Raw genomic sequence first — 25611 nt, 5'->3', positions numbered from 1 at the left:
AGGAGATGCCGTTGTCATGGAAGGTTGTTCCTTTCCGGTCCTTTTCTCACCTCTTAAGATAAAAAACTTGACGATTCAGAACCGCACTGTTATGATGCCTATGGGAACAAATTTTGCCTGTGCGGATGGCTCTATCAGCCGGGAACACATGCGTTACTATATTCAAAGAGCCAGGGGAGGCACCGGACTGATCATTGTCGAGAACGCCAATGTCTCCTTCCCCGCCGGCTCCAACGGAACAACCCAGCTCCGTTTGGACGAGGATCGTTTCATTCCCGGCTTCTTTGAACTGTGCGAAGCCCTTCACGCCCAGGGCTGCGCCGTTTCCATTCAGCTCAATCACGCGGGCGCTTCCGCCCGCTCTTCCCGGATCGGAATGCAGCCTGTTTCCGCATCCAGCCGCCCCAGCAAGCGGGGGAATGAAATCCCCCGTCCCCTGACTGTGGAAGAGATTCAGAAAATCGTGAAGGATTTCGGCGCGGCTGCGAAACGGGCGCAGATTGCGGGATTCGACAGCGTGGAGATTCACGGCGGGCATTCCTATCTGCTCAGCCAATTTCTCTCTCCCACCACCAACGGCCGCACGGATCAATACGGAGGCACTCCCGAAAACCGGGCCCGATTCCTCCGCGAGGCCGCCGAAGAGATCCGCAGCCAGGTCGGCCCGAATTTCCCGGTCATGCTCCGGCTGTCTGCGGACGAATTTGTCCCGGGCGGAAACACTCTGGACGACACTTTGGAATACCTAAAGTATGTCGCCGGCCTGGTGGATGTATTCAATGTATCCTGCGGCCTGAACGACTCTTTGGAATATCAGATCGATTCCTGCTTCCGGCCCGACGGCTGGCGCTCCTACATGGCGCGCGCGGTCCGGGACCGCTTTGGAAAACCCACAATCACCATGGGCAACATCCGTGATCCCCATGTGGCGGAGGATATTCTGGAGCGGGGCGACGCAGACCTGATCGGACTGGGCCGCTGCCTGATCGCAGACCCCGATTGGGCCTGGAAAGCGAAAAACGGGAAAAAGGATGAGATTCGCAAATGCATTTCCTGCAATATCGGCTGCGCGGGAAACCGGATCGGAAAGAACCGCCCTCTGCGCTGCACGGTCAATCCGGCGGTCGTGGAGGGGGACGCCTACCGCAGCCGGAAGGTCTCACGCCCATGCAACGTTGTCGTGGCCGGCGGCGGCACGGCCGGGCTGGAAGCCGCCTGCACTGCCGCCGAAGTCGGCTGCACCGTTTCTCTTCTGGAGCAGTCCGATCATCTCGGAGGCCACACGACGGACCTTGTCCGGCTGCCGGATAAGGCGAGGATCGGCGACTTTACAGCCTATCTGATCCGCCGGGCTTCCAATCTCAAAAATCTGACCGTGCTCCTGAACACTCCGGCAAGCACCGGAAAGATCCGTGATCTGCGGCCGGACGTCATTGTCAACGCCACCGGCTCCGTTCCGGTCCTGCCGAATATCCCGGGCCTGCGTGAAACGACCGATCAGGAGGGCAGTCCGATCCATACGGTTTTCTCCATGATCGACCATGTGGACAGCTATCCGGCGGATATGACCGGGAAAAAGGTCGTGATTGCCGGCGGCGGAGCGGTCGGATTGGATATGATGGAATTCTTCGCGCAGCGCGGCGCCGAGGTGACGGTTGTGGAACTGCTGCCCGCCCTTGGCAGCGACCTTGATCCGATCACCAAGGTATGCGACAGTAACATGATGGAAAAATATAAAGTGCGGCAGCTGACCGGCACCAGACTTTTGGAGGTCCGGAAAACGCAGTTTCTTGTGGAAACGGATGGGAAGCAGTCTGCGCTTCCGCTGGATTATGGATTCATCTGTCTGGGAATGCGCCCTTATGCGCCGGTACTGGACGGGCTTCGCTCTGATTTTTCCGGCTCCGTGGAAATTCTCAATATTGGCGACAGTCTGAAGGCCGGCCAGATCATCAGCGGCGTTCAGGCGGGGCGCAACGTCCTGCTGACATTGGAACGGCTCGGATTTCTGGCCCCGGACCACACCTGATCCGGCATGTTTGAATCGGTACGCGCTTTCTTGGAAACAATATAGCGCGGAAGCATACATAGAACTTTCAAGCTGCCGGGGAAGGTTTTAAAAGAAGGGAGGAGTATCATGGAAAACAAGGAAATAGAAGCGGAGGCCGCGGAGCGGGAAAAGGACAGCGCCGCAGTCAAGCCGGGTGACGAGGGCACCCCAAAGCATGCTCCGGGTGAAATTTGGCTTCTGGGACTGATGTTTCTCATCACTTTGGCGCTGTTTGCCGATTCGCTGAAGCTGGAGGGCATTTTTACCGGCCTGACGAACCCCAATTCCCTGCCTCAGCTCTTCATTTTGGCGATATTCTTCCTGATTATCCTGGTGACGTGCGGAATCCTGTTCCGGGATAAATTCAGGGAGCGGGGATTGAAAGAGGCCGTCAGGCATGTGGTTTCCAGAGACGTGATCGTCCTGCTGGCTATGGTTCTGGCCTATGGGGTGCTGCTGCCGTTTGCGCATTTTACCGTGACCTCTTTGGTCTTTCTTTTCGGCACGATGTACCTGCTCGACCGCAGAAAACCGCTTCATAAGGTTTTTATTTCCGTGGGCGTGGTAGCGGCCATCCTGGTGATCTTCCACTATCTCATGCAGGTCGTTCTGCCTTAATTTTGGAAAGGAGCGATGCGTCCATGGCATCTCTGGCATCTTTATTCTCCGGTTATTTCAACGGCTTTGGTGGATTTTTTACAGCTTACACTTCCATCACGATGATTCTCTGGATTGCAGTGGGCGTTTTCCTTGGAATTTACATCGGCGCGATTCCCGGACTCTCCGTGACGATGGCGGTCTCACTGCTGATCTCCTTTACCTTTTCCTGGGATACCAATCCGGCCCTGGCGCTGATGATCGGCGTCTTCACCGGCGGCGTATACGGCGGGAGCCGCTCCGCGATCCTGCTGAACATCCCCGGGGCCCCCGCGGCTGTGGCGACGGGCTTCGACGGATATCCGCTGGCCCAGAAGGGAGAGGCGGGGACCGCGATGGGACTGAGCACCACCGAATCGGTGCTGGGCGGATTCGTCGGACTGCTGTGCCTGACGCTGCTCTCTCCCCTGATCGGCCGCCTCGCCATCAATTTCGCCGCCCGCGATTATTTGCTGCTGGCGATCATGGCGCTGTTCCTGGTTGGCTCCCTGAGCAAGGGATCCCTGCCGAAGGCGCTGATCACCGCCTTTTTCGGCGTGGTGGTCGGAATGATCGGAATGGACTCCGTCACGGCCCAGCCCCGGCTGACGTTCGGCATCCCCAGCCTCCTGGCCGGCATCAATTTTGTCGTGGTCATGATCGGCCTGTTCGGCATGTCCGAGGCCCTGTACCAGCTGCATTTTAACCTGAAGCCGGTGAAGCAGCAGATTCAGAGAATTCTGCCGGACTGGAAAATCATGAAACATTATATGCCCCTTGCGATGCGCTGCTCCGCGCTCGGAACGCTCGTGGGGGCGCTGCCCGGCACCGGCGGGGACATTGCGGCCCTGATCGCCTACGATCACGCCAAGCGCTCGGTAAAGAATCCCAACCGCCCCTTCGGCGAAGGGGCCTATGCCGGTGTGATCGCTCCGGAAAGCGCCAATAATGCCGCCATCGGCGGCGCGTTTATCCCCATGATGACGCTCGGGATCCCCGGCGACTCGGTCACGGCGATCCTGATCGGCGCCCTGACCATCCACGGCATCCGCCCGGGTCCGCTCCTGATGCAGGATCAGCCGGAGTTCTTCTGGACGATCGTCGGCGCTCTGATTCTCGCGAACTGTTTCCTGCTTGTTCTCGGCCTGACGGGCATCCATCTTTTCTGCAAAGTGGTCGAGGTGCCGAAGCATGTCATTATTCCCGTCATTGTAATTCTGTCGGTGATCGGCAGCTACTCCATCAACAACAGCGTCACGGACATCTACTGGATGTTTTTCTTCGGAATCCTCGGATATCTCTTTAAAATGCACGATTTTCCCGTCGCAACGATGGTGCTCGGCATTATCCTGTCCAACATTCTCGACACCAACTGGCGCAGGGCCATGAATATCGCACACGGCCAGTTGGGTGAATTCGTCGCCGGTTTCTTTACTCATCCGATTTCCCTGATTCTTCTTCTGTTCGTTATTTTTATAGCGATTCCCAAAAGCACTAAGCAGCGGTTTTTGGCCCTATTCCGCAAAAAAAGCGCCACAGAAAGCTGAAAGGCGGAAGAGGGCGGCGGGACCGGCCCGCAATCCTTTACTGAACCGGTGAAACTTTAGGAGGGGTAAAATATGAAAAGAATCTTGTCCATCATTCTGGCATCCATGACAATCCTTATTCTTGCGACGGGCTGCAGCGGCACAACGGGCGGGGGCAACGCAGCGGGCGGAAACAGCACCTATCCCGATAAAGGCAAAAGCATCAACGGGTTCATCGCCTGGGCAGCCGGCGGCGGTACCGACAACGTCATGCGCACCATTTGCCCGCTGGCGGCGAAGAACCTCGGCACGACCATTGTTCTTACCAACAAGACCGGCGGCACCGGCTATATCGCGACAAAATATGTCCACGACCAGCCTGCCGACGGATACAACCTTCTGCTGAACGCGGAGAATCCGCCCCTCTATAAATTGCTCAATCTGGGTGACATCGACTACAGCAATTATATTCCCGTTATCGTTTTGGCAAAAAACGTGGGGATTTTAGTCGTTCCGGCCGACTCGAAGTTTAACTCCTACCAGGACCTGATCGACTACGCCAAGGCCAATCCGGGCAAACTGAACGTCGGAACGACCGGTGTGGGCGGCCTGCCTTTTAACTGCTTTGCGCTGACCTGCATGGTCGAGGGGATTAAATACAACTCCATTACCTATGATGGAGACGGCACGCTGCAGCCCGCTCTGATCAGCGGCGAAGTGGACGCTTCTGTGATCGCGCAGTCCGCCGCCATCCAGTACATCGCTACCGGGAAGATGAAAGCCCTCGGAGTCTATACCAACAAACGCTGTGCAAACAAAGAGCTTACCGACGTTCCGACCCTGGAGGAATGCAACAGCAAGTATAAAGGAATGCTGGACAACTGGGGGCCATTCTATGGAGCGTTCGTCAAGGAGGGGACTCCGGACACCGTAGTGAAAGCACTTCAGGACGCTTTCTACAAGGCTTATCAAACCGATACCTTCCAGAAATTCTGTCAGAACCTCTCCCTGCAGCCTCTGGGTTATACCGGCGACGAGGCGGACACGTTCATCGAAAAATGGCAGTCCATGACCTGCTGGACCCTGTACCGCGCGGGAGCCACCACCAAATCACCCAAGGATTTCAATATTCCGGAACCCTCCGTCTGATGAGCTTGGAAGCGTCGCCATTTTCTCCGTCCTGATCCGGAACAGACCGCAACTCCGGAAAAAACTGGCATGTCTTTTTTCCGTCGGGGTATCCCGTGATGAAGATCCGGGGTATCCCTTCTTTTTCATCGGAGCCTGCGCATCAGGCGCCACAGCATGAAATGAAAGCTGGAAACATAAACATGATCGCCAAAGTATTCGACGGAATCTATCGTATTCCGGTCAATCTGCCACGAAATCCGCTCAGGGTCCTGAACAGTTATTTCATCCGCGGACGGGGTGATGAGCGGAATCTGCTCATCGACACCGGATTCAACATGGACGAATGCCGGTCTGATTTGCGGGACGGGCTCAGGGAACTGAACGCGGACGTGTCCAAAACCGACCTTTATCTGACCCACATGCATTCCGACCACAGCGGCCTCGCCGCGGATTTTGGGGCTGCCGGCGCTCATATCCTTATGGGAAAAACAGATTACAGCCTGCAGCAGAATTACAGGCATGACAAGACATGGCGCGAATGTTTCCCGGAGTACGTCGGCCTGGGCGCTTCCGATGAGGAAATGGAAGCCATCATGGCCAGCACGCCCGCGTGGAAATATATTTCTCCCCCTTTTCGGGCCGAGTTGCTTCAGGACGGCGATTCGCTTTTCTATGGCGGTTATCAGTTCACCTGTATTTCCACGCCCGGCCATACGCCGGGCCATCTCTGCCTTTACAATGCCGCGAATCGGCTGATGTTCCTGGGCGACCATGTCCTTTTTGACATCACTCCAAATATCACCTGTTGGCCGGGAGTGGAGGACAGCCTTGGAGACTATCTGGAAAGCCTGAGAAAAATCGCCGCTTACGACGTGCGGATCCCCCTTCCAGGCCACCGCACAACCAGAGGTATGTCCATGGCTGCCCGCGTGGAGCAGCTTCTGGCACATCATGAAAAACGGCTGGAAGAAACGCACTCCATTCTCGTCCGCCGGCCTCAACAGACCTGTTATGAAACCGCCTCTCAGATGTCGTGGAAGATCAGGGCGAAAAGCTGGGCCGATTTTCCGCCCGCGCAGAAAATGTTCGCCCTGGGGGAAGCAAAATCCCACTTGGATTACCTTGTTCACAAGGGAAAAGCCCGATGTGTGCCGGGGCCCGGCGGGCACTGGCTGTACTCTGCGGTTTAAAACGGGACTTGCCGGGATTTTCGGGGATCGGCAGCTCCGCGTTGAACCTTCACGCCGGCCCGCTCGGAGCACTGGCGGATGGCCGCGGCAAACGGCTTTCAGCCGGTGTGGTTCCCAACATAACGAAAACCGCGATAAGCCGCGTCACCCGGCGCTTTCGCCGGGACCTCATCCCTGTGATTTTCGGGGATCCGCGCCTGGAACGGCGGCTCGCCCCGGAGGTCCTGCGGGAATGAGAAAACATGATCCGGGTCGTATTTCTTTTTGATCCATTCCAGCCTGCGGACATGCGTTCCATAATACTCTTCCAGATAGTTTGGCAGTCTGCTGTAAGGAAAATTGACATAGGAGCCCGTTGTCACGAACGCGAGAGCAGGGAAACGGTCGTTTACCCAGCTCCTGTTCTCATTGGCAAACCGGTTTTCCTCCCAAACGGTTTCCAACCAGATGATAAAGTGCGCCTTTCGGTAAAAAAAGGCCGTCTCGTCCGTCGAAATTTCGCGGACTCTGCCGCCGAGCGCATACAGGGACAAACCCGCAAAGACGGAGCCTTCCGCACGGCTGCGGATCAACCCTACGAGCCCTGAAATCTCCCGCCTGCTGAAATCCTGAAGCACAAAACGGCTGGCAGACTGGAATTTTTCAAAAGGCGGATAAGTGTTCCCGATCATGGTAACCGCTTCAAGAAACGTTACAAACTCAAAGCTGGATTCCGCCCCGGCAAGTTCGAGAAACGGCTTCATCATTTGCCTTGCCTCGTCCGGCCCGCCGTAAAAGATGCCCCTCGCCAGCATCGCAAGGCCGTCGTTGACGGAGTGATACACTCTTGCAATCAGCGTAATCCTGGGGTCGGCGCTTTTCAGCCATTCCTGCCAGATCCCAAGAAATTCCTCCTGCTCTCCAGAGGTTACATGAAGGTAGTCGATTTCGATCAGGGTTACGTTCCCCGTCTTGGGAGGAAGCCTGAATGTCATCGACACGACAACACCGAAATTTCCGCCTCCGGCCCCCCGGCAGGCCCAAAACAGGTCCTCGTTGCAGGTCCGGTTCGCCTTGATGATGTCACCCTTGTAATTTACAAGCTCAATCTCCTCAAGGCTGTCGCATCCGAGCCCCAGAAGCCGGCAGGAGAGTCCCCATCCTCCCCCCAGAGCGTAGCCGCCGACTCCAACCGTCGGGCAGGTGCCGCCGGGAAAAGGATATCCTCTAGAGGATACGAATTCATACACCAGTCCATTGGTCACGCCGCCCTGAACATACAGAAGATTTTTGTTCTCATCCAGGTCCATGTCAATCATTTCGCTCACGTCGATGATCAGAACGCCGTCGCCGTTCGAGTAGCCTTCATAATTGTGGCCGCCGTTGCGGATCCGAATCGGCACATGATATTTTTCCGACCAGATCACGGCGTTGGCGACATCCCATTTATCGCGGCAGTAATTGATGATCAGCGGGTACTGCTGAATGGCCTGATTGTAGTTCTGCCTCGCTTCGTCATAGCTGGGATCTTCCGGTATGACAACGCGGCCGGTAAGGCCGCAGAGATTATAGTTCAAAAAGAAGGACCTCCTTTATACGAAGATATACCGCGATTCACAGAATTGTGCCTTCCGGCCAATTGGGCCGCCTCAGAAAAGCATCAGTACAAAATATGAGAATGATCCCTCTCCGGTTCTAAGGCATGCCCGTCCGGGGGCATGTACGAGCGAGGGCATTTTTTTATTTATGCACGAAAAATGCGAAGTTCAGATGGCTCTCTGAAACTTCGCATGAAACTGGAATTCTGATTGCAGAATCAATTTATAAAGTACGCAGGAGATTAGGCTTGTATCCGAGCAGCCGGACACTCGCAGAATATCGCGATAGGAAGTCTATCGATGTACCGATATCTACAGACTGCGCAGGATGCCGGAAAGGAAACGCGCCGTTATGAAATATTTATATTCACGCCGTTTACCTCAATGCCCTCATCCGCACGAATCAGGATGTATTTCGTGCCATCAATGACTCTTGTTTCCACCAGGTCGCTTCGCTCCGGGTTCACGCGGACCGTGACGTCGGGGGTTCGAATCTCGAATTGTTTATGATCGATAATATTCTGCGGACAGACTTCCGTGCCGGCACCGAATTCGGAATCGTACTTTTCGCCAAATTGGGCCATATGGGAATCCGAAACACCACAGGACTGCAGAATTCCCTTTACTGTTTCTTTGGAAATCAACAATGGATCTTCTTTGTTCGCTTTGTGCTCCTCGATCATTTCGGACAACTGTTCATGGACTGTCTGCACCACGTCGATGCTGCAGTCGTCAGCAACCGCATCGCCCAAAATGGATTCGAATGTTTCCTTCTGGGCGGCAGCGGGCATGGGAATTTCGCTTTTGAACACAGCTTCCACGAATTCCTTATGGTTTTCCGCAAGGTTGCGGGTGTAATAGACAGCATTATACAGATTGGCGCTGCGATCGCTGAAAGCCGGAAACATAAACCCAAGTTCGGGAGGCGATACGATCCAATCCGATGTAATGTTGCGGAATTCATTTTCGGATACATAAAAGCCCAGCGAAGGCTTTAACATCTTCACGGGACAAATGCTGCACAGGAAGTACGAAAACACTTCCGACGAATCCTCCTGTTTTTCTCCGTCCTTTGAATAGAAAGGCACGTCATATTTGTCGTAAGCTAAGAGAATGAGGTAATTGCCCTCCACGTCGAGCGTTTGAATCGCATTTTCATAGAACTGACGAACGGCGGCGTCATCTTCCAGAGAGGAATCCCTGAGCCGCATCAGCAGCTTGTGTTCCCCGCCTTCCAGCACCTGCTGAGTCGTGAACTCGATATCGATCAGATTCTTTCCGACAGCGCCGGACAGGGTCTTTTTCAGAATCGTCAACAGTTCTTCGCTCTCTTCCTGAGGCATCAGCCCGAGAGACTGGCGGAACTCAGAGACGATTTCCTTCTGGTCATTGACGTAACAGCCCCGAATTCGATTGATGTTGCTCTTATCCGGACGAAAACGGCGGCGGATTTCTGCGATCTCTTTTTCATTCATCATATTTCTGCTCATTCCTGTCTTCTTATTTTATATCTGTATGAATTAAATTTTTGTCCGAGCCGGTCTCCTCACATCCGGCGTCGAGCATCCGGCTCTTTCCCCACTCGTTGATGATCTCCAGCGCCGGAAGCAGCTGCTTGCAGCTTTCGGTTAGAGAGTATTCCACATGGGGAGGGATCCGTTCCAGTTCCACCCGCTGGACCAGCCCGTTCTTTTCGAGTCCCTGCAGCGCCCTGGTCAGCATAATGTTCGTGATTCCGTCCAGATGCCGCCTGAGCTCGTTATAGCGCATGCTTTCCTGAGCGGACAGCTCCCAAATGATCGGCAGCCGCCACTTGCCGCCAATGACCTCCAGCGCCCGCGTGACCGCGCATTTCTTTGCGTGGACCGTCTTTGACTTTCCGCATTCCTTTCCCATACTGCCTCCTGATTTAAGGCACAAAAATGTGCGTACTTGTTAATTTGTCCCTTGCATCCTATACTTGAGTATAATCAATCGCACGGCAAATGTAAAGCGCCGCGCATCACTTTGCAAAGTCACCTTCTTTCCGCCAAACGTTCCGGCTGAAAAGCTCTCGCCGGGAAAAGAGCCGCGCCGCGGGAAGGAAGCCAAACGCAGAACAGGAGGAAACGCCATGATTCAAAACGAAGTGCTGGACGCGATCCATTCGCGCCGGAGCACCCGCAGTTTCACCGGGGAGCAGATCGGAACGGAGCAGCTTGAAACACTGCTCGACGCCGCGGTTTGGGCTCCAAGCGGGGGCAACAACCAGAGCTGGCTGTTCACCGCCGTCCAGGACAGGGAAGCTCTTCTAAGGCTCAATGAACTGGTGCGCGAGGGCTTCCGGCATTGGGCGCCGGATGACAGCTACCCCGGCAAGCTTGCAGCCAAAACCGCTTCGCAAAAGGAAAGCTACAATTTTTACTACCATGCGCCCACCGTCATCATCGCCTCGAACAAGCCGGACTACGAAAACGCGATGGCCGACTGTTCGCTCGGCCTTGAAAACATCTTTCTTGCGGCGCAGTCGATGGGACTGGGCAGCTGCTATCTCAACCAGCTTCACTGGCTGAGGGACGACCCGGGCGTTCGGATTTATCTCTTTGAGCTGGGCATCCCGAAAGAGCACACCATTTGCTCGGCGGCCGCAATCGGGCAGATCGGCAAGGCATCCGCACCGCCGGCGCGCAAGCCGAATACGGTCCATATCGTCAGGTGACGGCTGAAAAAAGGTTTGCCGGGCCGGTCAACGGACGGCAGGTTCATTTTGGATAAACGGAACAGGAAAGGATGATTTTCATGAAAGTGATTGCTGTAAACGGGAGTCCGAGAAAAAGCTGGAACACGGCGACCCTACTTCAGAAAGCGCTGGACGGCGCGGCTTCCGCCGGGGCCGAAACAGAATTGATTCACCTGTATGACCTGAAATACAGGGGTTGCACCAGCTGCTTTGCCTGCAAACGAAAAGACGGTATCCCAGGGCACTGCGCCATGCGGGACGAACTGACGGACGTTCTGGAAAAAATCACCCGCTGCGACGTCCTCTTGCTGGGCACGCCGATCTATTTTTCAAATATCACCGGAGAAATGCTCTCTTTTCTTGAGCGCCTGCTGTTTTCGAGCATGACCTACAACATCGGGGAACGCTGCACTTTCCCGGGAAAGATTTCGTCCGCGTTCATCTACACGATGAACGTTCCGGCGGACGCAATGGAGAAGCTCGGATACCGCGCGCTGTTCGACCATTATCAATCCCTTTTGGAACGTTTGGGCGGTCCCTCGGAAATTCTCGTCAGCAACGACACCTATCAGTTTGACGATTATTCCCTCTATGAGGCTTCCATGTTCAACGAAAAGCACAAGGCTCAGGTAAGAGCGGAACAGTTCCCCATCGATTGCCGGAAAGCGTTTGAAATGGGGGCCCGGCTTGCGGGAAAGTAGCGGTCGAAATCCCCTTTGATTCCTCCGCGGCGCGGCAGGAAATCAACTTATCAAAAACAGTGTGGGCCATCTCCAAAGGGATGGCCCACACTGTTTTTCTCGCATAGTGCCATTTTCAGCTTTCCGGGCGGCTCAGATCACGGGCCCCAGCGTGTGGATGTCGATGGAATTGAAATATCTGATCGCTTCGTTTTTTGTCATTTCACCGTTCAGAACGCAAAGGGCCTTCTGAAAAGCTTCCTCCCCGACCTGCTCGATGGTTTTTTCGCCTTTGATAATCAGGCCGGCGTTCAGGTCCATGTCATGGCTCATGCGCTCGTAGGTGTTCGGGTTGCCGCAGATTTTGACGACCGGCATGCTTGGAAAGCCCTGCGGCGCCCCGCGCCCGGTGGAAAACATCATGAACTGCGCCCCCGTGCAGGCCATCCCCGTGAGGATCTCCGGTTCGCGGCCCGGGGTGTCCTTGATCCACAGGCCCTTCTGCGTCGTCACCATTTCCGGATATTCCAGAACGCCCTGAATCGGCCTGTTCCCGGACTTGACGATGGCTCCCAGAGACTTTTCCTCGATGGAGGATAATCCACCGGCGATGTTTCCCGGGGTCGGCTGCCCTTTTCTCATGTCGCAGCCGAGGGACTTCGCCCTCGTTTCCATTCGGTCGACGATTTCATAAATCCTGTCGGCCACTTCCCTGTTGACGGCCCTGCGGGCCAGAATATGCTCCGCGCCGATGAACTCGGTCGTTTCCCCAAAGACTACGGTCGCGCCGAGGTCCACCATTTTATCCGCGACATAGCCGACCACGCAGTTGGAGGCCATTCCGCTCGTCGTGTCGGAGGCGCCGCATTTGATTGCCATGACCGCATTGGACAGATCGGCCGGTTCGCGCTGCAGCCCGGAAATCCGCCCGGCCAGTTCCTGTGCCGCGTCGATTCCGGCCTGAATCGCGCGGCTCGCCCCGCCGAGCTCCTGAATCCGGATGATCTTGACCGGCTTGCCTGTCTTGGCGATGGTTTCCATCATCCGCTCATGGTCGGTGCCCTCGCACCCGAGGCTGACGATCAGCACCGCGCCGACGTTCGGGCTGCACCCCAGACCGATCAGGGTATCCGTGACGCGTTCAAGGTCCGGGGGAAGCTGGCAGCATCCCTGATGGTGGAAAAAGCCGACCGTGCCCTGCACCTGGCCGACGACGGCCTGCGCCACGTCGTTGGCGCAGATCACGCTCGGGATGACGGCCACATGATTTCTCGCGCCGACTCTGCCGTCCGGCCTCACATATCCCATAAACTTCATTTGACCGCTTCTCCTTCCAGGTCGCCGCGTCCCCGCATGCTGTCCAGATTGTGGACGTGGACATACTCTCCCTTTTCAATTTCTTTGGTCGCAACCCCGATCTCTTCGCCGTACTTAAAAATTTTCTCGCCCGGATGGATGTCCTTCAGCGCGATTTTGTGGCCGTAGGGGATGTCGCCCCCGACCTTGATTCGTTCGGCATTTCCCTGTTTGTCGCGCACCTCCACCTCGCTGCCTGAAACGATTCCATCGGCAAAAATTGTCGCCACGTTGTCCCGGTCGTTGATTTTCAAAGCCAGCTTCACGCTCATTTCAGATTCCCCCTTCGCGGTATTGTCACTTGACCGCCAGCACGGAAACGCCGTCCGGAATGACCACAACCCTTGCGTCCTTCCCCTTGATGCCGTACGCGATGGCGAGCGCTTCGTCCGGGCTGGAGGCCGGGATCATGTTGGCCTTCCGGACCAGGTTATGGTCCAGATAGGTGGTGACAAGAATGATTTTATGCTTTTTCAGGATGCGGGCATAAATCTGCGCACACCACTGTTCGGGGATGGTCTCCTTCGGCGGGATTTTCGAAAGGCGGTCCTCGATTTCTTCCGCGGTTCCGGAAACGATCAATTTTTCAAAATGGGTGCCGCCCATGCCGTCGACGCAGGAGGCGCACATGACAATGACTCCGTCTTCCTCGGCGCAGGCCTCGGCGGTCGCGACGGCCTTCGGGGCCTGGTACAGGTTCTGGTCCAGAGGATACCCGCCGTTGCTTGTGACGACGATATCCCCCGTGACGGCCGGACACTGAGAAAGCTTCCGGATGAAATCGCAGCCTTTTTCATGAGCCTGCTCCAGGTCGCCCGCAAACGCCGCGATGACCTTTTTCTCACCGTCCAGCGCGACGTTCAGAATGAACTGGACGTTGACCGCGCGCGCCGCGCAGACCATGTCTTCGTGGATAGGGTTGCGCTCCAGCACACCCGCCTTGGCGCAGGGGCTTGCGATCGCCTGAAAGCTGTGGTTCTCGTTGACGGTTTCCTGAGAGCAGATGCCCGGCAGAATGCTTTTGCGCCCTCCGGAAAACCCGGCGAAGAAATGCGGTTCGATAAAGCCTTCCGTCACGAGCAGATCGCATTCGGCCGCGAGGTGATGGACCTTAAAATCGGCGCCGGACGGAAGCTTGCGCACGGACACGAAATCGCCGGGCTGAAACGCGTTGTTGACGGTGATCTTTTCATGGTCCACGATTTCATCGCCGAACATTTTTCTCTGCTCTTCCTCTGTTGTGGGCCTGTGCAGGCCGGTCGCGATGAGGATTGTGATATCGGCCTCCGGATTGCCCGCGCGGATCTCGGAAAGAAGAATCGGCAAAGTGATTTTGCTGGGCACCGCCCTCGTATGGTCGCTGGTGACGATCACCACTTTCTTCTTTCCTTCCGCCAGTTCGCGCAGGCTCCTTGAACCAATCGGATGGTCCAGCGCGTCGCGGATGATTTCCCGTTCGCTTTTCTCCGCGCGAAACCCGTGCATCGGCGCCGTTATGACCGCCGCAAGATTCCGCTCTTCCACGTGAAGGTCAAGCGTTGATCTGCCATACGGCAATTGAATTGTTTTCAAAATGATTATCCCACCTTTGAATCAAAGTACGGAATTAAAAATATATAAAATGATTCATATTAGACAGAATTCGAAAAGAGGTTCATTATAAAATATAAATAATTTTAAACACTGATAGAATTTATTAAACTCGCTTTGATCACCGGATGAATTTTTACCCGCCTGATGATGACCGAATATTTCGCCAAGCAATTCGCAAAACGATTCGTTTTTATGAAAGTTCTTTTTCATCGAGATTTCGGCTGCGGCTTATTGGAAAGGAGAAATTTCATATGGAATTTCGAGATATTCTATACGTCTTAAATGTCGCTGAAACAAAAAATTTCACGCAGGCGGCCAACAATCTATTCGTCAGTCAGCCGGCGCTCAGCCAATCGATTCAGCGCCTGGAACACGAGCTGGGCACCTGCCTGTTTCAGCGCAGCCATCACCAGGTTGCCTTGACGCCCGCGGGGGAAACTTTCTGCAGGGATGGAAAGAAAATACTGGAACTGACAAAGCAAATGAAAAGAAACGTTCAGGAAACGGATCAGTTGAAAAACCAGAAGCTTTCCATCGGCGTATCGCCGTTTTATGAAAAATATTACCTTTCGCAAATTCTTCCGGAATTTAAGAAGCAGTATTCCGACATTGATATCCGCGTCATTGAAAATTACACCTACGAACTGGAGCAGCTGGTGAAAGCGGGGAAACTCGATCTTTGTATTATGACTCTGCCTCTGACGGTTCCCTCTTTATCTTTCGTACCTATTTTCAAAGAAAAAATCGTTTTGGCCGTTCCCCCTTGCCACTGGTCGACCCGTCTTGGCTCCGGCGAAGGCGGGAAAAAGAATCCGCCCATAGACCTTGCCCTTTTTAAAGACGAGCCGTACATTATGTATAAGCCGGGCCGGAGGATGCGAAAAGCAAGCCTGCAGCTCTGCCGGGAAGCCGGATTTTCCCCCAACATCGTCTTTGAAACGCAAAGCTGCGAAGCAATTAACGCGATGATTACACAGGGAATGGGGGTCGGCTTTCTTCCGATTGCGATTGAGTCCTTATGCCCGCACGACCAGCGGCCCGTTTACTATTCGATCAATTCGCAAAGGGCCGTGCGGACTTTCGCCATCGTCTACGACAAAAAGAACAGAAGAAGCCTGACACTGAATCAGTTCATCAAAATGATTCCTCAAAAGACTCAAGGTCCGACAAAGCCTTCCTTCGGCGAAATGGAACCGTCTGCATGAACGGCTACCTTCCGGCCGCCCCGGACTCCCTCGCGGCCTTTGCGACCGCCCTTGAGACCGCGTCCTTCACTCTCGGATCAAACGCCTGAGGAATGATATAGTCCGCTTTCAGCTCTTTCTCCCCAACCAGCCCGGACAGCGCATCCGCCGCCGCGAGCTTCATTTTTTCATTGATGTCGGAAGCCCGGACATCCAGCGCGCCCCGGAAAATGCCGGGGAAAGCAAGGACGTTGTTGATCTGGTTCGGGAAGTCGCTGCGGCCGGTCGAAACGACCCGCGCGCCGCCCGCTTTCGCCTCGTCGGGGAAAATTTCCGGCGTGGGGTTGGCACAGGCGAAGATGACGGCGTCCCGGTTCATGGTTTTGACCATTTCCGCAGTGACGAGGCCGGGGGCGGACACGCCGATGAATACGTCCGCCCCCTTCAGCATGTCGGCCAGGGAGCCGGCCCTGCGGTCCGGATTGGTGATTCCGGCCATCTCTTCCTTGATCCAGTTCATTCCCTTTTCCCTGCCCTTGTAAATCGCTCCGGACCGGTCGCACATCGTGATGTCCCGGAAACCGGCGGACAGCAGCAGCCGGACGATGGAAACGGCCGCGGCGCCGGCGCCGGAGGTGACGATGCGCACGTTCTCCTTCTTCTTGCCCACCACTTTCAGCGCGTTGGTCAGCCCGGCCAGCGTGATGACCGCAGTGCCGTGCTGGTCGTCGTGGAAAATCGGGATATCGCATTTCTCTTTCAGCTTGCGCTCGATCTCGAAACAGCGCGGCGCGGAGATGTCCTCCAGGTTGATGCCGCCGAAGGAGCCGGAGATCAGATAGACGGTATTGACGAATTCATCCACGTCCTTGGTCCTGACGCAGAGCGGAAAGGCATCCACGCCGCCAAAGGCTTTGAACAGCACGCATTTGCCCTCCATGACGGGCATTCCCGCCTCCGGCCCGATGTCCCCCAGCCCGAGGACCGCGGAGCCGTCGGTCACAACGGCAATCGTGTTCCATCGTCCCGTCAGGTCAAAGCTTTTGCCAATGTCCTTTTGAATCTCAAGGCATGGCTGTGCCACGCCGGGAGTATAGGCCAGCGCCAGTTCCCGGCTGTTGGTGACGGGGACTTTCGAAACGACCTCCAACTTGCCTTTCCAGAAAGCGTGAAGCCTGAGCGATTCTTTCGCATAATCCAAAAAAAGGACCCCCTGTTCATCTATAAAATTCGAGAAAAAACACGCCGCCGGACCTTTTCAGAAGGGCGCCACCATTTTTTCCGGCCGGACGAGTTCATCAAAGCGGTCAGCCGAAAGCATCTCCAGTTCCACTGCCGCCTGCTTTAAAGTGGTGCCCTCCCGCTGTGCGGTCTGCGCGATTTTGGCGGCATTCTCATAGCCGATGTGCGGGCTCAGCGCGGTGACCAGCATGAGGGAGCGGTCCAGGTTTTCATTGATCTTTGTAAGATTCGGCTGGATTCCCACCGCGCAGTGATCCCGGAACGAGAGGATGGAATCGGTCAGCAGGACAACCGACTGTAAAAAATTGTAGATGCAGACGGGCATAAAGACATTCAATTCAAAGTTTCCCTGGGAGGCCGCCATTCCGACGGCGACATCGTTTGCCATCACCTGGACTGAAACCATGGTAAGGGCTTCGCATTGAGTCGGATTTACTTTGCCCGGCATAATGGAACTCCCGGGCTCATTGGCGGGTATGGTCAATTCTCCGATGCCGCACCGCGGGCCGCTGGAAAGCCACCGCACATCGTTCGCAATCTTCATCAGGTTTGCCGCAAGCGCCTTTAAGGCTCCGTGAGTGAATACGAGTTCGTCTTTGCTGGTAAGAGAGTGAAATTTATTGGGGGCGGAGATGAATTCTTTTCCGGTCAGTCTGGAAATTTCCTCCGCTGCGAGAGTCCCGAATTCCTTCGGCGCGTTCAGCCCGGTTCCGACCGCCGTTCCTCCCAAGGCAAGCTCCTTCAGGTTTTCCGCGGCGGAATGAATCATTTGACCGTTCTTCCGCATCATTTCTTCCCATCCGCTGATTTCCTGCCCCAGAGTAAGCGGGGTCGCATCCTGCAGATGAGTCCGCCCGGTCTTGATGACCGATTGATACCGGACCGACAGGTCATGGAACGTTTCCTCCAGCATCCTGACCGCGGGGAGGAGCCGGTCCTCAATGCTGACCAAAGCGGAAATGTGCATCGCCGTGGGAAACGTGTCGTTCGAGCTCTGCGATTTGTTGACATGGTCGTTTGGGTGAAGAAGCTTTTCACCCAGAATTTCATTTCCCCGGTTGGCGATGACCTCGTTGATATTCATGTTCGACTGCGTGCCGCTTCCCGTCTGCCAGACCGCCAGAGGAAACTGATCGTCCAATTTTCCCTCCAATATCTCGTCGCAGACATCGCGAATGGTCTTCGCCCTCTTGGGATCCAGGATCCCGAGCTTTTCATTTGCTGCCGCGGCGGCTTTTTTCATCACCGCAAAGGCCCGGATGATTTCGGCCGGCATTTTTTCCGATCCGATTTTAAAGTTGTTGTAGCTGCGCTGCGTCTGCGCCCCCCAGTAGCAGTCCCCGGGAACCTGGACTTCCCCCAGGGTATCATGTTCCATTCTGAATTTCATCGCGGTTCCCTCAGGCGCTCTCATCGTTCAGCCGCGCCCTTTTGATGTTTTCGGAAACCCGATGGGCGAAATAAGAGCTCTTTCCGGTATACGCCGTCGGGTCCAGCAGTTCTTTCAGTTCCTTTCCCGAAATGTTGTCGGAAACGATTTTATTCTCTTTCAGCTTATCGAAGAAGTCGGCGTTTTCTTCAAACGTGTCCATCGAGATTTCATAAATGATTTCATGAGCGGTTTGCTTGCCCACCTTTTCGCCCAGTTTCAGCATCACCGGTTCGGACATCATCAGCCCCTTTAAAAGATCAAGATTCCGGCGCATCCTTTCGGGGTCGACAGTCAGATTGCCAAGCAGTTTTTTTGCTTTCGCCGCAATGGCGCCGGTCAGGATGACGACCTCATTGACCGATTTCCATTCAATTTTCCAAAGGGCTCCGTCGCGCTCATGTTCGGAGAACATGGATTCAAAAGAAGCCGACATGCTGGACTTTGCGAGCCTCGCAAGAGTATGTAATGTTTCCGGAATCACGGGGTTCCGCTTATGCGGCATGGTGCTGCTGCCCACCGCGCCCTTTTTGAACTTTTCCGCCAGTTCCGCGGTTTCCGTCTGCTGAAGGCTGGCGACCTCGTTTCCTATTTTGCCAAGCGTACAGCTGACCATCCCCAGGACGCTGACGATCTCCGCCATCCGGTCCCGGCTTGAATGCCACGCGATTTCAGGGATATCCAGTCCCAGCCTTAAGATCGTGCGGTCGCTGACTTCGACCGCCCTGTCCCCGAACCCCGCCATGGTTCCGACGGCACCGGCCAGTTCTCCGACAAAATCTCGTTTGCGGCACTCTTTCATTCGCTCGATGTCGCGCCGGATCTCGCTGGCCCAGACCGCCGTCTTGTAACCGAACGTGATCGGGATCGCCTGCTGGCTGTGGGTCCTGCCCGCCATGACGGTATCCGCGTATTGGTCCGTCAACTGAAGAACGGCTTCCTCCACATCGCGAAGATCCTGATAAATCACCTGAAAGCCGCGCTTGATTGCCATCATAAAACCCGTGTCGATGATGTCCTGCGTGGTTGCGCCCAAATGAATATATTCCCCGTAATTTCCGTCGCAGACCTTCTGCAGATTTCGAAGCGTCGGAACCAGCGAATGCCCGATCGCATTGATCCCCTCTTCGATCTCGCTGATATTCAAATTCTCGACTTTCGCTTTCCGCGTGATTTCCTCCGCCGCCTCCTTCGGGATGATGTCCAGCTCCGCCTGCGTCTGCGCCAGAGCCGCCTCGATATCGAGCCAGTTCTGCAGAATCGCCTTGTCGTCGAAGATCTTCCGCATGGTCGGTGTGCTGAAAACATTCCGGAACAGTAAAGAATCCAACATATTGCAAGCCATAATATTTGATCTCCTTTCTTAAATCGCGCAGTTTTCCGTAATCGCTTCGCCAAGTTCCCCGACGGGGGTTTCCGGCGTCATGGACCATACGGAGTGCAAAATATTTTCCGCTTTTTTTTCACTGAGATTTCTCTCTGCCAGAGACCTGAATTTTTTGACCAGAAATTCCCGGGTCGGCTTGCCGTCCGGCAGGTCGACCTCCTGATACAGAGTCCGTCCGGGAAGCAGAATCCTGACGGATTCTTTTCTTTTTTCAGGATACAGGCGGGTATAGTCCGAGTCTTCCCGGACAATGATTTTTTTCCGCAGGGATTCGACTTCCGGGGAGTGAAGAAGCTCCGGCGAAAACTCTTCCAAAGTGACCTTTCCCCTCAGGAGCCCCGCCGCGATGCAGTAGGGCATGGAAAACTTCGCTTCCGTTTCGGAGGCATTGCGAAACTCCCCCGTCAGTTCGACCGCCTTCCGATACGCCCTGATCTCAATTTTCTGAACGTCCTCCGCCTTGAAATCCGAAGTTTTCATCAGCGAGAACAGGGCGTCCAAGGCGGAATGCGTATGCCCGCAGGAGGCATGAATTTTGTAATAGCTGTCCTCGATCATCAGCTTTTTCCCAAGGGCCCCGCCGCGGAACGAAACGGAAGCGGGTCCGGAAGCCGCCTGAGCATATCCCTTTTTCCGCTCGAACACGTCGGTCGGGGCAGTGAATCCCTTTGAGGCCAGTTCGGCGGCGGTCAGCCCGTTCTGGGCGGCGTTGCCGACATTGACAATCTTGGCGTCCGTTCCAAAGACCGCAACCAGCCCGGACGCCATCGTCGCCGCGATGCCGAACGCCCTCTGCATCCCCTCCGTGTCAAGGTTCAAAAGCTTCCCCGCCGCCGCGGCCGCCGCGAACGCGCCGCAGGTGCCGGTGGTGTGCCAGTATTCATAGTGGGAGGGATTCAGGGAAGCCCCCAGGCGGATCATCGCCTCGTATCCGGAAACGACGGCCAGGACATATTCCTCATAGGTGCGGTCATATTTCTCCGCCGCGGCAAAAGCCGCCGGAATCACAACCGCGCCCGGATGGGTGATGGAAACCTTGTTGACATCGTCGTACTCCAGCGCATGCCCGACTGCCCCATTGGAAAAGGCCGCGTACGGCGCGGGCACTTTCCCGCCGAGCCCGACGGCGGTGCATCCTTTTTCGCCGGCGACGTCTGAAAGGACTTCCATCAAAGAGCGGGCGGCCGGCAAACGCAGCGCGCCGACGGCGCATCCCAGCCAGTCCAGGGTTTTCATTCCCACATCGTTCCGGACGGTATCCGTAACGGCTTCAGAAGTCAGGCCGCAGAGAAAGCGGCACAGTTCGTAAGTATATCCCATTCTTTTTTCACGCACCTGCCTTTTTGCGCCCGGCGAAGCGGAAGGCCTTCATGATCAGCGGGCTGAACAGACTGAGCAGGGACACAATCAGAATGACACAGGTCAGCGGGCTGGTCCACATAAAATCGCAGGAGCCGTCGCTGGCGACAAGGGCCTGCCGGAGGCTGCTTTCCGTCATGGATTCCAGCACCAGCGCAACGATCAGCGGCGCGGTCGGAATCTTGAATTTGTAGAAAGCATAGCCGATCATACCGAAAACGATCATGACCAGAACATCGAACGCGTCGCCGCGCAGAGAATAGACCCCGGTCGCGCAGAAAACCAGAATAATTCCTCCCAGAAGATTTTCCGGCACGGAGAGAATCTTTTTCATCCACCGCATCACGAGAAGCCCAAGCGGCACCATGATGAGATTGGCGACAAAAAACGCCGCGAACAAAGAATACACCACGTCCGGGTGTTCCGACATAAAAACCGGTCCCGTCTGAAAGCCGTGGATCATAATGGCTCCGAGGAACAGAGCCGACGTTGCGTTCCCGGGTATGCCAAGCGCGATCAGAGGCACCATCGAGCCTCCTGTCACCGCGTTGTTGGAGGATTCCGGTGCGGCGACGCCCTCCGGCGCGCCGTGCCCGAACTCTTCGCTGTGTTTCGAAAGCTTTTTCTCAAGGTCGTAAGACATAAAAGTCGCGACATTGGTCCCGGTTCCCGGAATGATCCCCACGATCGTGCCCAGGACGGAACCGCGAAGCCATGTGGGAAGAAGCCTTTTGCAGCTCTTCCATCCGATCCATACGGAGCCGACTTCCGGCATGGCTCCCACCTTGGAAATGCGGCTCGCCCGCTCCGCCGTCTTCAGGACGGCGACGACCCCGAAGATTCCGATCAGGGAGGGGACCAGCCCGATGCCGTTCATCAGCTCGACCGAACCGAATGTGAACCTCGGGCGCCCGCTCTGGGGATCCATGCCGATCATTCCCAGCAGCAGCCCCAGCGCGCCGGACAGCAGGCCCTTCTTGGGTGAATCCCCCAGCCCGGCGATGCAGGAAAGGCCGAGGACGGCCACGGCGAAATATTCTCCCGGCCCGAATTTCAGCGCCTGCTCTGCGAGGAAAGGCGTAAAGAACATCAGCACCAGCGTGCTGAAAAGGCCGCCGAACGCGGAGCTGAGGGTGGAGATGCCAAGGGCCTCTCCCGCCCTTCCTTTTTTCGCCATCGGGTACCCGTCGAAGGTCGTGCAGAAAGAGGATACCGTCCCGGGTATATTCAGAAGAATCGCGGAGATGGAGCCGCCGTAGATCGAGGAACAGTAGATCGCTGCGAGAAGCGCGAGCCCCGCCGCCGGTTCCATGACAAAGGTGATCGGCACCATCAAAGCAATTGCCATATTTCCGGTCAATCCGGGCAATGCGCCGATAATCAGTCCGAAAAGAGTTCCTAAAAGGAGCATAAGAATCAGGTTGACATCAAGAAGTCCTGCAAATCCCTGTAAAATATTCTGGATCAAATTTACGTTCCTCCCTTCCTAAAACAGTCCGGGAAATCTGACGTTGAACCCCATCGAAAACATGAAGTAAAGCCCGATGCTCAAGCAGGCGGCGGCAATGAGAATGACTTTGACTTTCCTGTAGTTCAGGGTAAAAGAGCACGCAAGGACAAACAGGATGGTGGGAATGATATAACCGACCCATTGCAGCGCCGCACAGTACGCGAACAGCAACCCAAGAATCAGGGCGACCTTTTTGTATTCGGGGGCGGCCGCCTTCTTTTCCTCCTTCACGCCGGGAACTTTCGCCTCAGCCGCGGCGGGCTGCACTTCCCCCTCTTTGAGGGCGTCGGCAAAAATCAGCACCCCAAGAACGGCGATGACAGCCGCTGTAATCTTTGGAAAAAAAGCCGCGCCCGACGACAGGGATAACGACCCGGCAAAAACAATGATGCCGAGCAGGACGCAGAAAAGGCCTAAAACGGAATCTTTCTTTTTCAGGAGCAATTTCATTTTCATGAGCGATTTTCCCCCCGCCTATTTGCCGGTCGTAATCAGGTCTTTGATGGACTCAAGGCTTTTATAGTCGTCTTCCATGTATGTTTCGAACTCCTGGCTGTTTTTATAAGTGATCGGGAACCCGGAATTCACGAACTGCTGTTTTACCGTATCGGATTCCATTGCCTTCTGAAAAGCGTCCTGCAAAATCTTGACGACGCCGTCGGGAGTATCCGCCGGAACGCCGATTCCCCGATAGGCCCCGTACGTGAAATCAATTCCCTTTTCTTTCAGGGTGGGGACGTCAGGCAAATCGGAGATTCTTTCGTCGGCGCAGGCCGCCAGGACCCGGATTTTCCCGTCTTTGATCAGCGACTGGGCTCCGGCATATGTAGTCATCCCTACCTCGGCGTGCCCGCCGGCCAGTTGAACCGTCTGCTCGGCGGAACCGTTCGTGTGCATATATTTAAACTGGGCACCCGTCTTCTGTGAAAACAGAATGCTGGCGATATGGTGGGACGTTCCCGCACCCGGAGTGGAGTTCAGCAGCGTTTCTTTTTTCCCTTTGGAAATCAGATCTTCAACGGTCTTGATATCCGATGAGGCGGAACAGACCACCAGCTCCGGGTCGAAGCAGTACATGCAGATCGGCTTGATGGCGTCCATTTTAAAAGAAGCGTCGCCGCTGATAATATTGGAAACATACGCGGATGTTTGCGCCAGCAGGGTATAGCCGTCCGCTTTTGAATTAATGACGTAGGTCTGGCCGATCACGGCTCCTCCGCCCTCTTTGTTCATTACCGTTATGGACTGTCCCAGCTCCTTTCCAACCTCGGAGGCAAGGATGCGGCAGGAAAGATCGACATTCCCGCCGGCTGCGTACGGAACGACCAGTTCGATGGGTTTCGTCGGGTAATCCACGGCTGAAGAGGCGCTCTGCGCACCCGCTCCGCTGGATTTTCCGCCGGAGGAATTGCCCGCTGAGCAGGCCGTCAGCAACAAAGTTGAAACGCACAATACAGATGCTAATCTTACGAAAAGTTTCTTTTTCATTACAATCCATCCTCTCAATGTGAAAGCCTCTTACCCCTGAAAAACCTGTTTTCACTCCTTCGTCTCTATAAATTGGATTCATGCGGGTTCCATAAATCCTTTCGGCCGTTGATATGTGGATTTTTCTTATCAATAAATTTTGCCTGCTTCCCACCGAACCCGAATGTTCAATCGGGATTACTGGTCTACGACGGAACCGTCTGTCTGGAGCCGGGTCACAACCGGACGCCTGATGTACGGATACTTTTCCTCCACGTGATCGGTCAGTTCCGTACCGATCCCCGGTTCTTCGGGGATCTCCATGAACCCGTTGCTGCAGGAGAAGGTCCTTTTGACGACGTCCTTTTTATAAACGCCTCTCTCCACATCGGTTGCCCCAAACTTTTCAGAAAGTGCGGGGCGGTCGTCTCCGGGGTATTCCAAAAGTGCAAAATTAGGAATGCAGGCCGCAATCTGCAAACAGGCGGCTGTTGAAACCGGACTCAGAGGATTATGCGGTACAACCATGACGTCATTGGCCTCCGCAATGGCCGCTATTTTTTTCGTCCCGGTGATTCCACCGCATGCGCAGACGTCCGGCCTGACATAGGAAACGGCGTCTTTTCGTATGATCTGCGCAAATTCCTGCGGATTGTTCAATCTTTCTCCCGTTGCGATCGGGACCGGGACATTCCTGGCGATCCATTCCATGGAATCGAAATTGTCCGGAGTCGTCGGATCCTCCATGAACATGGGACGGTATTTTTCAATTTCGCGCCCAAAGCTGATCGCTTCCGCCGGCCTCAGCCTCCGGTGAAGTTCAATGCATAAATCGACGTTGTCCCCCACCGCCTCCCGGTAAGCCGCCACCCTGCCGACCGCGTTTCCGATTTTCCCCGAATACGTTTCAAAGTACGGTTTGCTTCTGGGCTCATCAAGGAACGGAGACAAATGTCCGACGGCGTTATACCCCAGCTTCTTCGCTTCTTTCAGGTTTTCAATCATTTCCTCCGTTGTCGAGCCTCCGACATGATAATATACGCGGGCTTTCTCCCGGCATTTTCCCCCCAGCAGATTGTAGACGGGTGTGTTGAAATATTTGCCGGCGATATCCCACAGCGCAATGTCGATCGCACTGATCGCACCCATAATGGCGGCGCCGCGAAAGTGCCAGCAGCGGTACATGTACTGCCAGTGATGCTCTATTCTTAGGGGATCCTGCCCGATCAAATAGGTCTTTAACGTCTCAATCGCTTCTCTCGACGCGTCCAGGAACCCCCAGGCGCCCGATTCCCCCACGCCGACCAGGCCGTTGTCGGTAAAAACCTGTACAAACAGATAGCGGTTTGCCGGAAGTATCTTGATCTCAGAGATTTTCATAAGGATATGCTCCTTTCACATGTATCCATAGTGCATATAATTTAGATGTTTTCTTTCTTTATTGTGTTTAATATATACCGATCCTCATCAGATGTAAAATATTGATATCTTATCTTGACAATAAATTGAATTTATCACGGCTTTTCATGCGAGTGGAGGGCATCAGAGGAGCCCGGCCTTCCAGCCGCGCATGAA

General features: G+C 55.1%; 22 protein-coding genes. 8 read left to right on the top strand and 14 right to left on the bottom strand.

The genetic code is table 11. The features are described from left to right. The first annotated feature begins 16 nt into the window (after positions 1 to 16). The 5 genes from EQM14_RS03675 (at position 17) to EQM14_RS03655 (ending at position 6533) form a co-directional block, all read left to right on the top strand. Positions 17 to 2029 (top strand): NAD(P)/FAD-dependent oxidoreductase, encoded by a 2013-nt coding sequence (locus tag EQM14_RS03675; protein ID WP_128741680.1) that lies wholly within the window; start codon positions 17 to 19, stop codon positions 2027 to 2029. Positions 2030 to 2137: 108 nt separating this feature from the next. Continuing rightward, positions 2138 to 2668 carry a tripartite tricarboxylate transporter TctB family protein gene (locus EQM14_RS03670; protein ID WP_128741679.1) on the top strand — a complete coding sequence of 177 codons (531 nt, stop codon included), beginning with the start codon at positions 2138 to 2140 and terminating at the stop codon, positions 2666 to 2668. Positions 2669 to 2691: 23 nt separating this feature from the next. Beyond that, on the top strand, positions 2692 to 4233 hold the full coding sequence (locus EQM14_RS03665; protein WP_205703197.1) for a tripartite tricarboxylate transporter permease: 1542 nt from the start codon (positions 2692 to 2694) through the stop codon (positions 4231 to 4233). 72 nt (positions 4234 to 4305) lie between these two features. Then, a complete protein-coding gene (locus EQM14_RS03660; protein WP_128741678.1) occupies positions 4306 to 5361 on the top strand; it encodes a Bug family tripartite tricarboxylate transporter substrate binding protein in 1056 nt (351 codons plus the stop codon). A 182-nt stretch (positions 5362 to 5543) separates the two neighbouring features. Then, positions 5544 to 6533: an MBL fold metallo-hydrolase gene (locus EQM14_RS03655; RefSeq protein WP_164918951.1), complete on the top strand. Its 990-nt coding sequence runs from the start codon at positions 5544 to 5546 to the stop codon at positions 6531 to 6533. Positions 6534 to 6631: 98 nt separating this feature from the next. Here EQM14_RS03655 and EQM14_RS03650 read toward each other — a convergent pair whose 3' ends face one another. From EQM14_RS03650 to EQM14_RS03640, 3 genes are all read right to left on the bottom strand, one after another. After that, positions 6632 to 8089, bottom strand: coding sequence for an FAD-binding oxidoreductase (locus EQM14_RS03650; protein WP_243112604.1), 1458 nt, complete (start codon positions 8087 to 8089; stop codon positions 6632 to 6634). A gap of 371 nt (positions 8090 to 8460) precedes the next feature. Next, positions 8461 to 9600: a DUF4317 domain-containing protein gene (locus EQM14_RS03645; RefSeq protein ID WP_326975181.1), complete on the bottom strand. Its 1140-nt coding sequence runs from the start codon at positions 9598 to 9600 to the stop codon at positions 8461 to 8463. A 10-nt stretch (positions 9601 to 9610) separates the two neighbouring features. Continuing rightward, a complete protein-coding gene (locus tag EQM14_RS03640; RefSeq protein ID WP_128741676.1) occupies positions 9611 to 10006 on the bottom strand; it encodes a winged helix-turn-helix transcriptional regulator in 396 nt (131 codons plus the stop codon). A 217-nt stretch (positions 10007 to 10223) separates the two neighbouring features. On the opposite strand from EQM14_RS03640, the gene EQM14_RS03635 reads away from it, so the two are divergent. Together EQM14_RS03635 and EQM14_RS03630 are read left to right on the top strand one after the other, a co-directional pair. Further along, on the top strand, positions 10224 to 10808 hold the full coding sequence (locus EQM14_RS03635) for a nitroreductase family protein (RefSeq protein WP_128741675.1): 585 nt from the start codon (positions 10224 to 10226) through the stop codon (positions 10806 to 10808). Positions 10809 to 10888: 80 nt separating this feature from the next. Then, positions 10889 to 11530, top strand: coding sequence for a flavodoxin family protein (locus tag EQM14_RS03630; protein ID WP_128741674.1), 642 nt, complete (start codon positions 10889 to 10891; stop codon positions 11528 to 11530). Positions 11531 to 11662: 132 nt separating this feature from the next. Here the strand turns inward: EQM14_RS03630 and EQM14_RS03625 are convergent, their stop codons facing one another. Genes EQM14_RS03625 through larA form a run of 3 tightly spaced genes read right to left on the bottom strand, consistent with a single transcriptional unit; the run spans position 11663 to position 14437 of the window. Continuing rightward, entirely contained in the window at positions 11663 to 12826 is a 1164-nt protein-coding gene (locus EQM14_RS03625) for a UxaA family hydrolase (protein ID WP_128741673.1), read from the bottom strand. Continuing rightward, on the bottom strand, positions 12823 to 13137 hold the full coding sequence (locus tag EQM14_RS03620; protein WP_128741672.1) for a UxaA family hydrolase: 315 nt from the start codon (positions 13135 to 13137) through the stop codon (positions 12823 to 12825). Before EQM14_RS03620 ends, EQM14_RS03625 begins: the two co-directional genes overlap by 4 nt. A 25-nt stretch (positions 13138 to 13162) precedes the next feature. Next, positions 13163 to 14437, bottom strand: a complete 1275-nt coding sequence (gene larA / locus EQM14_RS03615; protein ID WP_128741671.1) for a nickel-dependent lactate racemase — start codon at positions 14435 to 14437, stop codon at positions 13163 to 13165. Between the two features lie 272 nt (positions 14438 to 14709). Between larA and EQM14_RS03610 the strand changes: the two genes are divergently transcribed. Beyond that, the gene (locus EQM14_RS03610) at positions 14710 to 15663 is read left to right on the top strand and encodes a LysR family transcriptional regulator (RefSeq protein ID WP_164918950.1); all 954 of its coding nucleotides are present in this window, start codon (positions 14710 to 14712) and stop codon (positions 15661 to 15663) included. A gap of 4 nt (positions 15664 to 15667) precedes the next feature. Here EQM14_RS03610 and EQM14_RS03605 read toward each other — a convergent pair whose 3' ends face one another. From EQM14_RS03605 to dgoD, 8 genes are all read right to left on the bottom strand, one after another. Then, a complete protein-coding gene (locus EQM14_RS03605) occupies positions 15668 to 16843 on the bottom strand; it encodes an NAD(P)-dependent malic enzyme (protein ID WP_128741669.1) in 1176 nt (391 codons plus the stop codon). Positions 16844 to 16900: 57 nt separating this feature from the next. After that, on the bottom strand, positions 16901 to 18274 hold the full coding sequence (gene fumC / locus EQM14_RS03600; RefSeq protein WP_128741668.1) for a class II fumarate hydratase: 1374 nt from the start codon (positions 18272 to 18274) through the stop codon (positions 16901 to 16903). A 10-nt stretch (positions 18275 to 18284) separates the two neighbouring features. Then, entirely contained in the window at positions 18285 to 19658 is a 1374-nt protein-coding gene (gene purB, locus EQM14_RS03595) for an adenylosuccinate lyase (protein ID WP_128741667.1), read from the bottom strand. Positions 19659 to 19676: 18 nt separating this feature from the next. Then, complete coding sequence (locus EQM14_RS03590) at positions 19677 to 21020, bottom strand: MmgE/PrpD family protein (RefSeq protein ID WP_128741666.1); 1344 nt, start codon at positions 21018 to 21020, stop codon at positions 19677 to 19679. Between the two features lie 7 nt (positions 21021 to 21027). Then, positions 21028 to 22527 carry a tripartite tricarboxylate transporter permease gene (locus tag EQM14_RS03585; protein WP_128741665.1) on the bottom strand — a complete coding sequence of 500 codons (1500 nt, stop codon included), beginning with the start codon at positions 22525 to 22527 and terminating at the stop codon, positions 21028 to 21030. 18 nt (positions 22528 to 22545) lie between these two features. Next, on the bottom strand, positions 22546 to 23025 hold the full coding sequence (locus EQM14_RS03580) for a tripartite tricarboxylate transporter TctB family protein (protein WP_128741664.1): 480 nt from the start codon (positions 23023 to 23025) through the stop codon (positions 22546 to 22548). An 18-nt stretch (positions 23026 to 23043) separates the two neighbouring features. Continuing rightward, positions 23044 to 24057 (bottom strand): tripartite tricarboxylate transporter substrate binding protein, encoded by a 1014-nt coding sequence (locus EQM14_RS03575; protein ID WP_128741663.1) that lies wholly within the window; start codon positions 24055 to 24057, stop codon positions 23044 to 23046. 177 nt (positions 24058 to 24234) lie between these two features. Beyond that, a complete protein-coding gene (gene dgoD / locus EQM14_RS03570; RefSeq protein ID WP_128741662.1) occupies positions 24235 to 25416 on the bottom strand; it encodes a galactonate dehydratase in 1182 nt (393 codons plus the stop codon). Positions 25417 to 25611: the final 195 nt, after the last annotated feature.

The organism is Caproiciproducens sp. NJN-50 (genome assembly GCF_004103755.1).
Taxonomy (GTDB): Bacteria; Bacillota; Clostridia; order Oscillospirales; family Acutalibacteraceae; genus Caproicibacter.
This window is presented reverse-complemented; position numbering and strand designations above follow the sequence as displayed.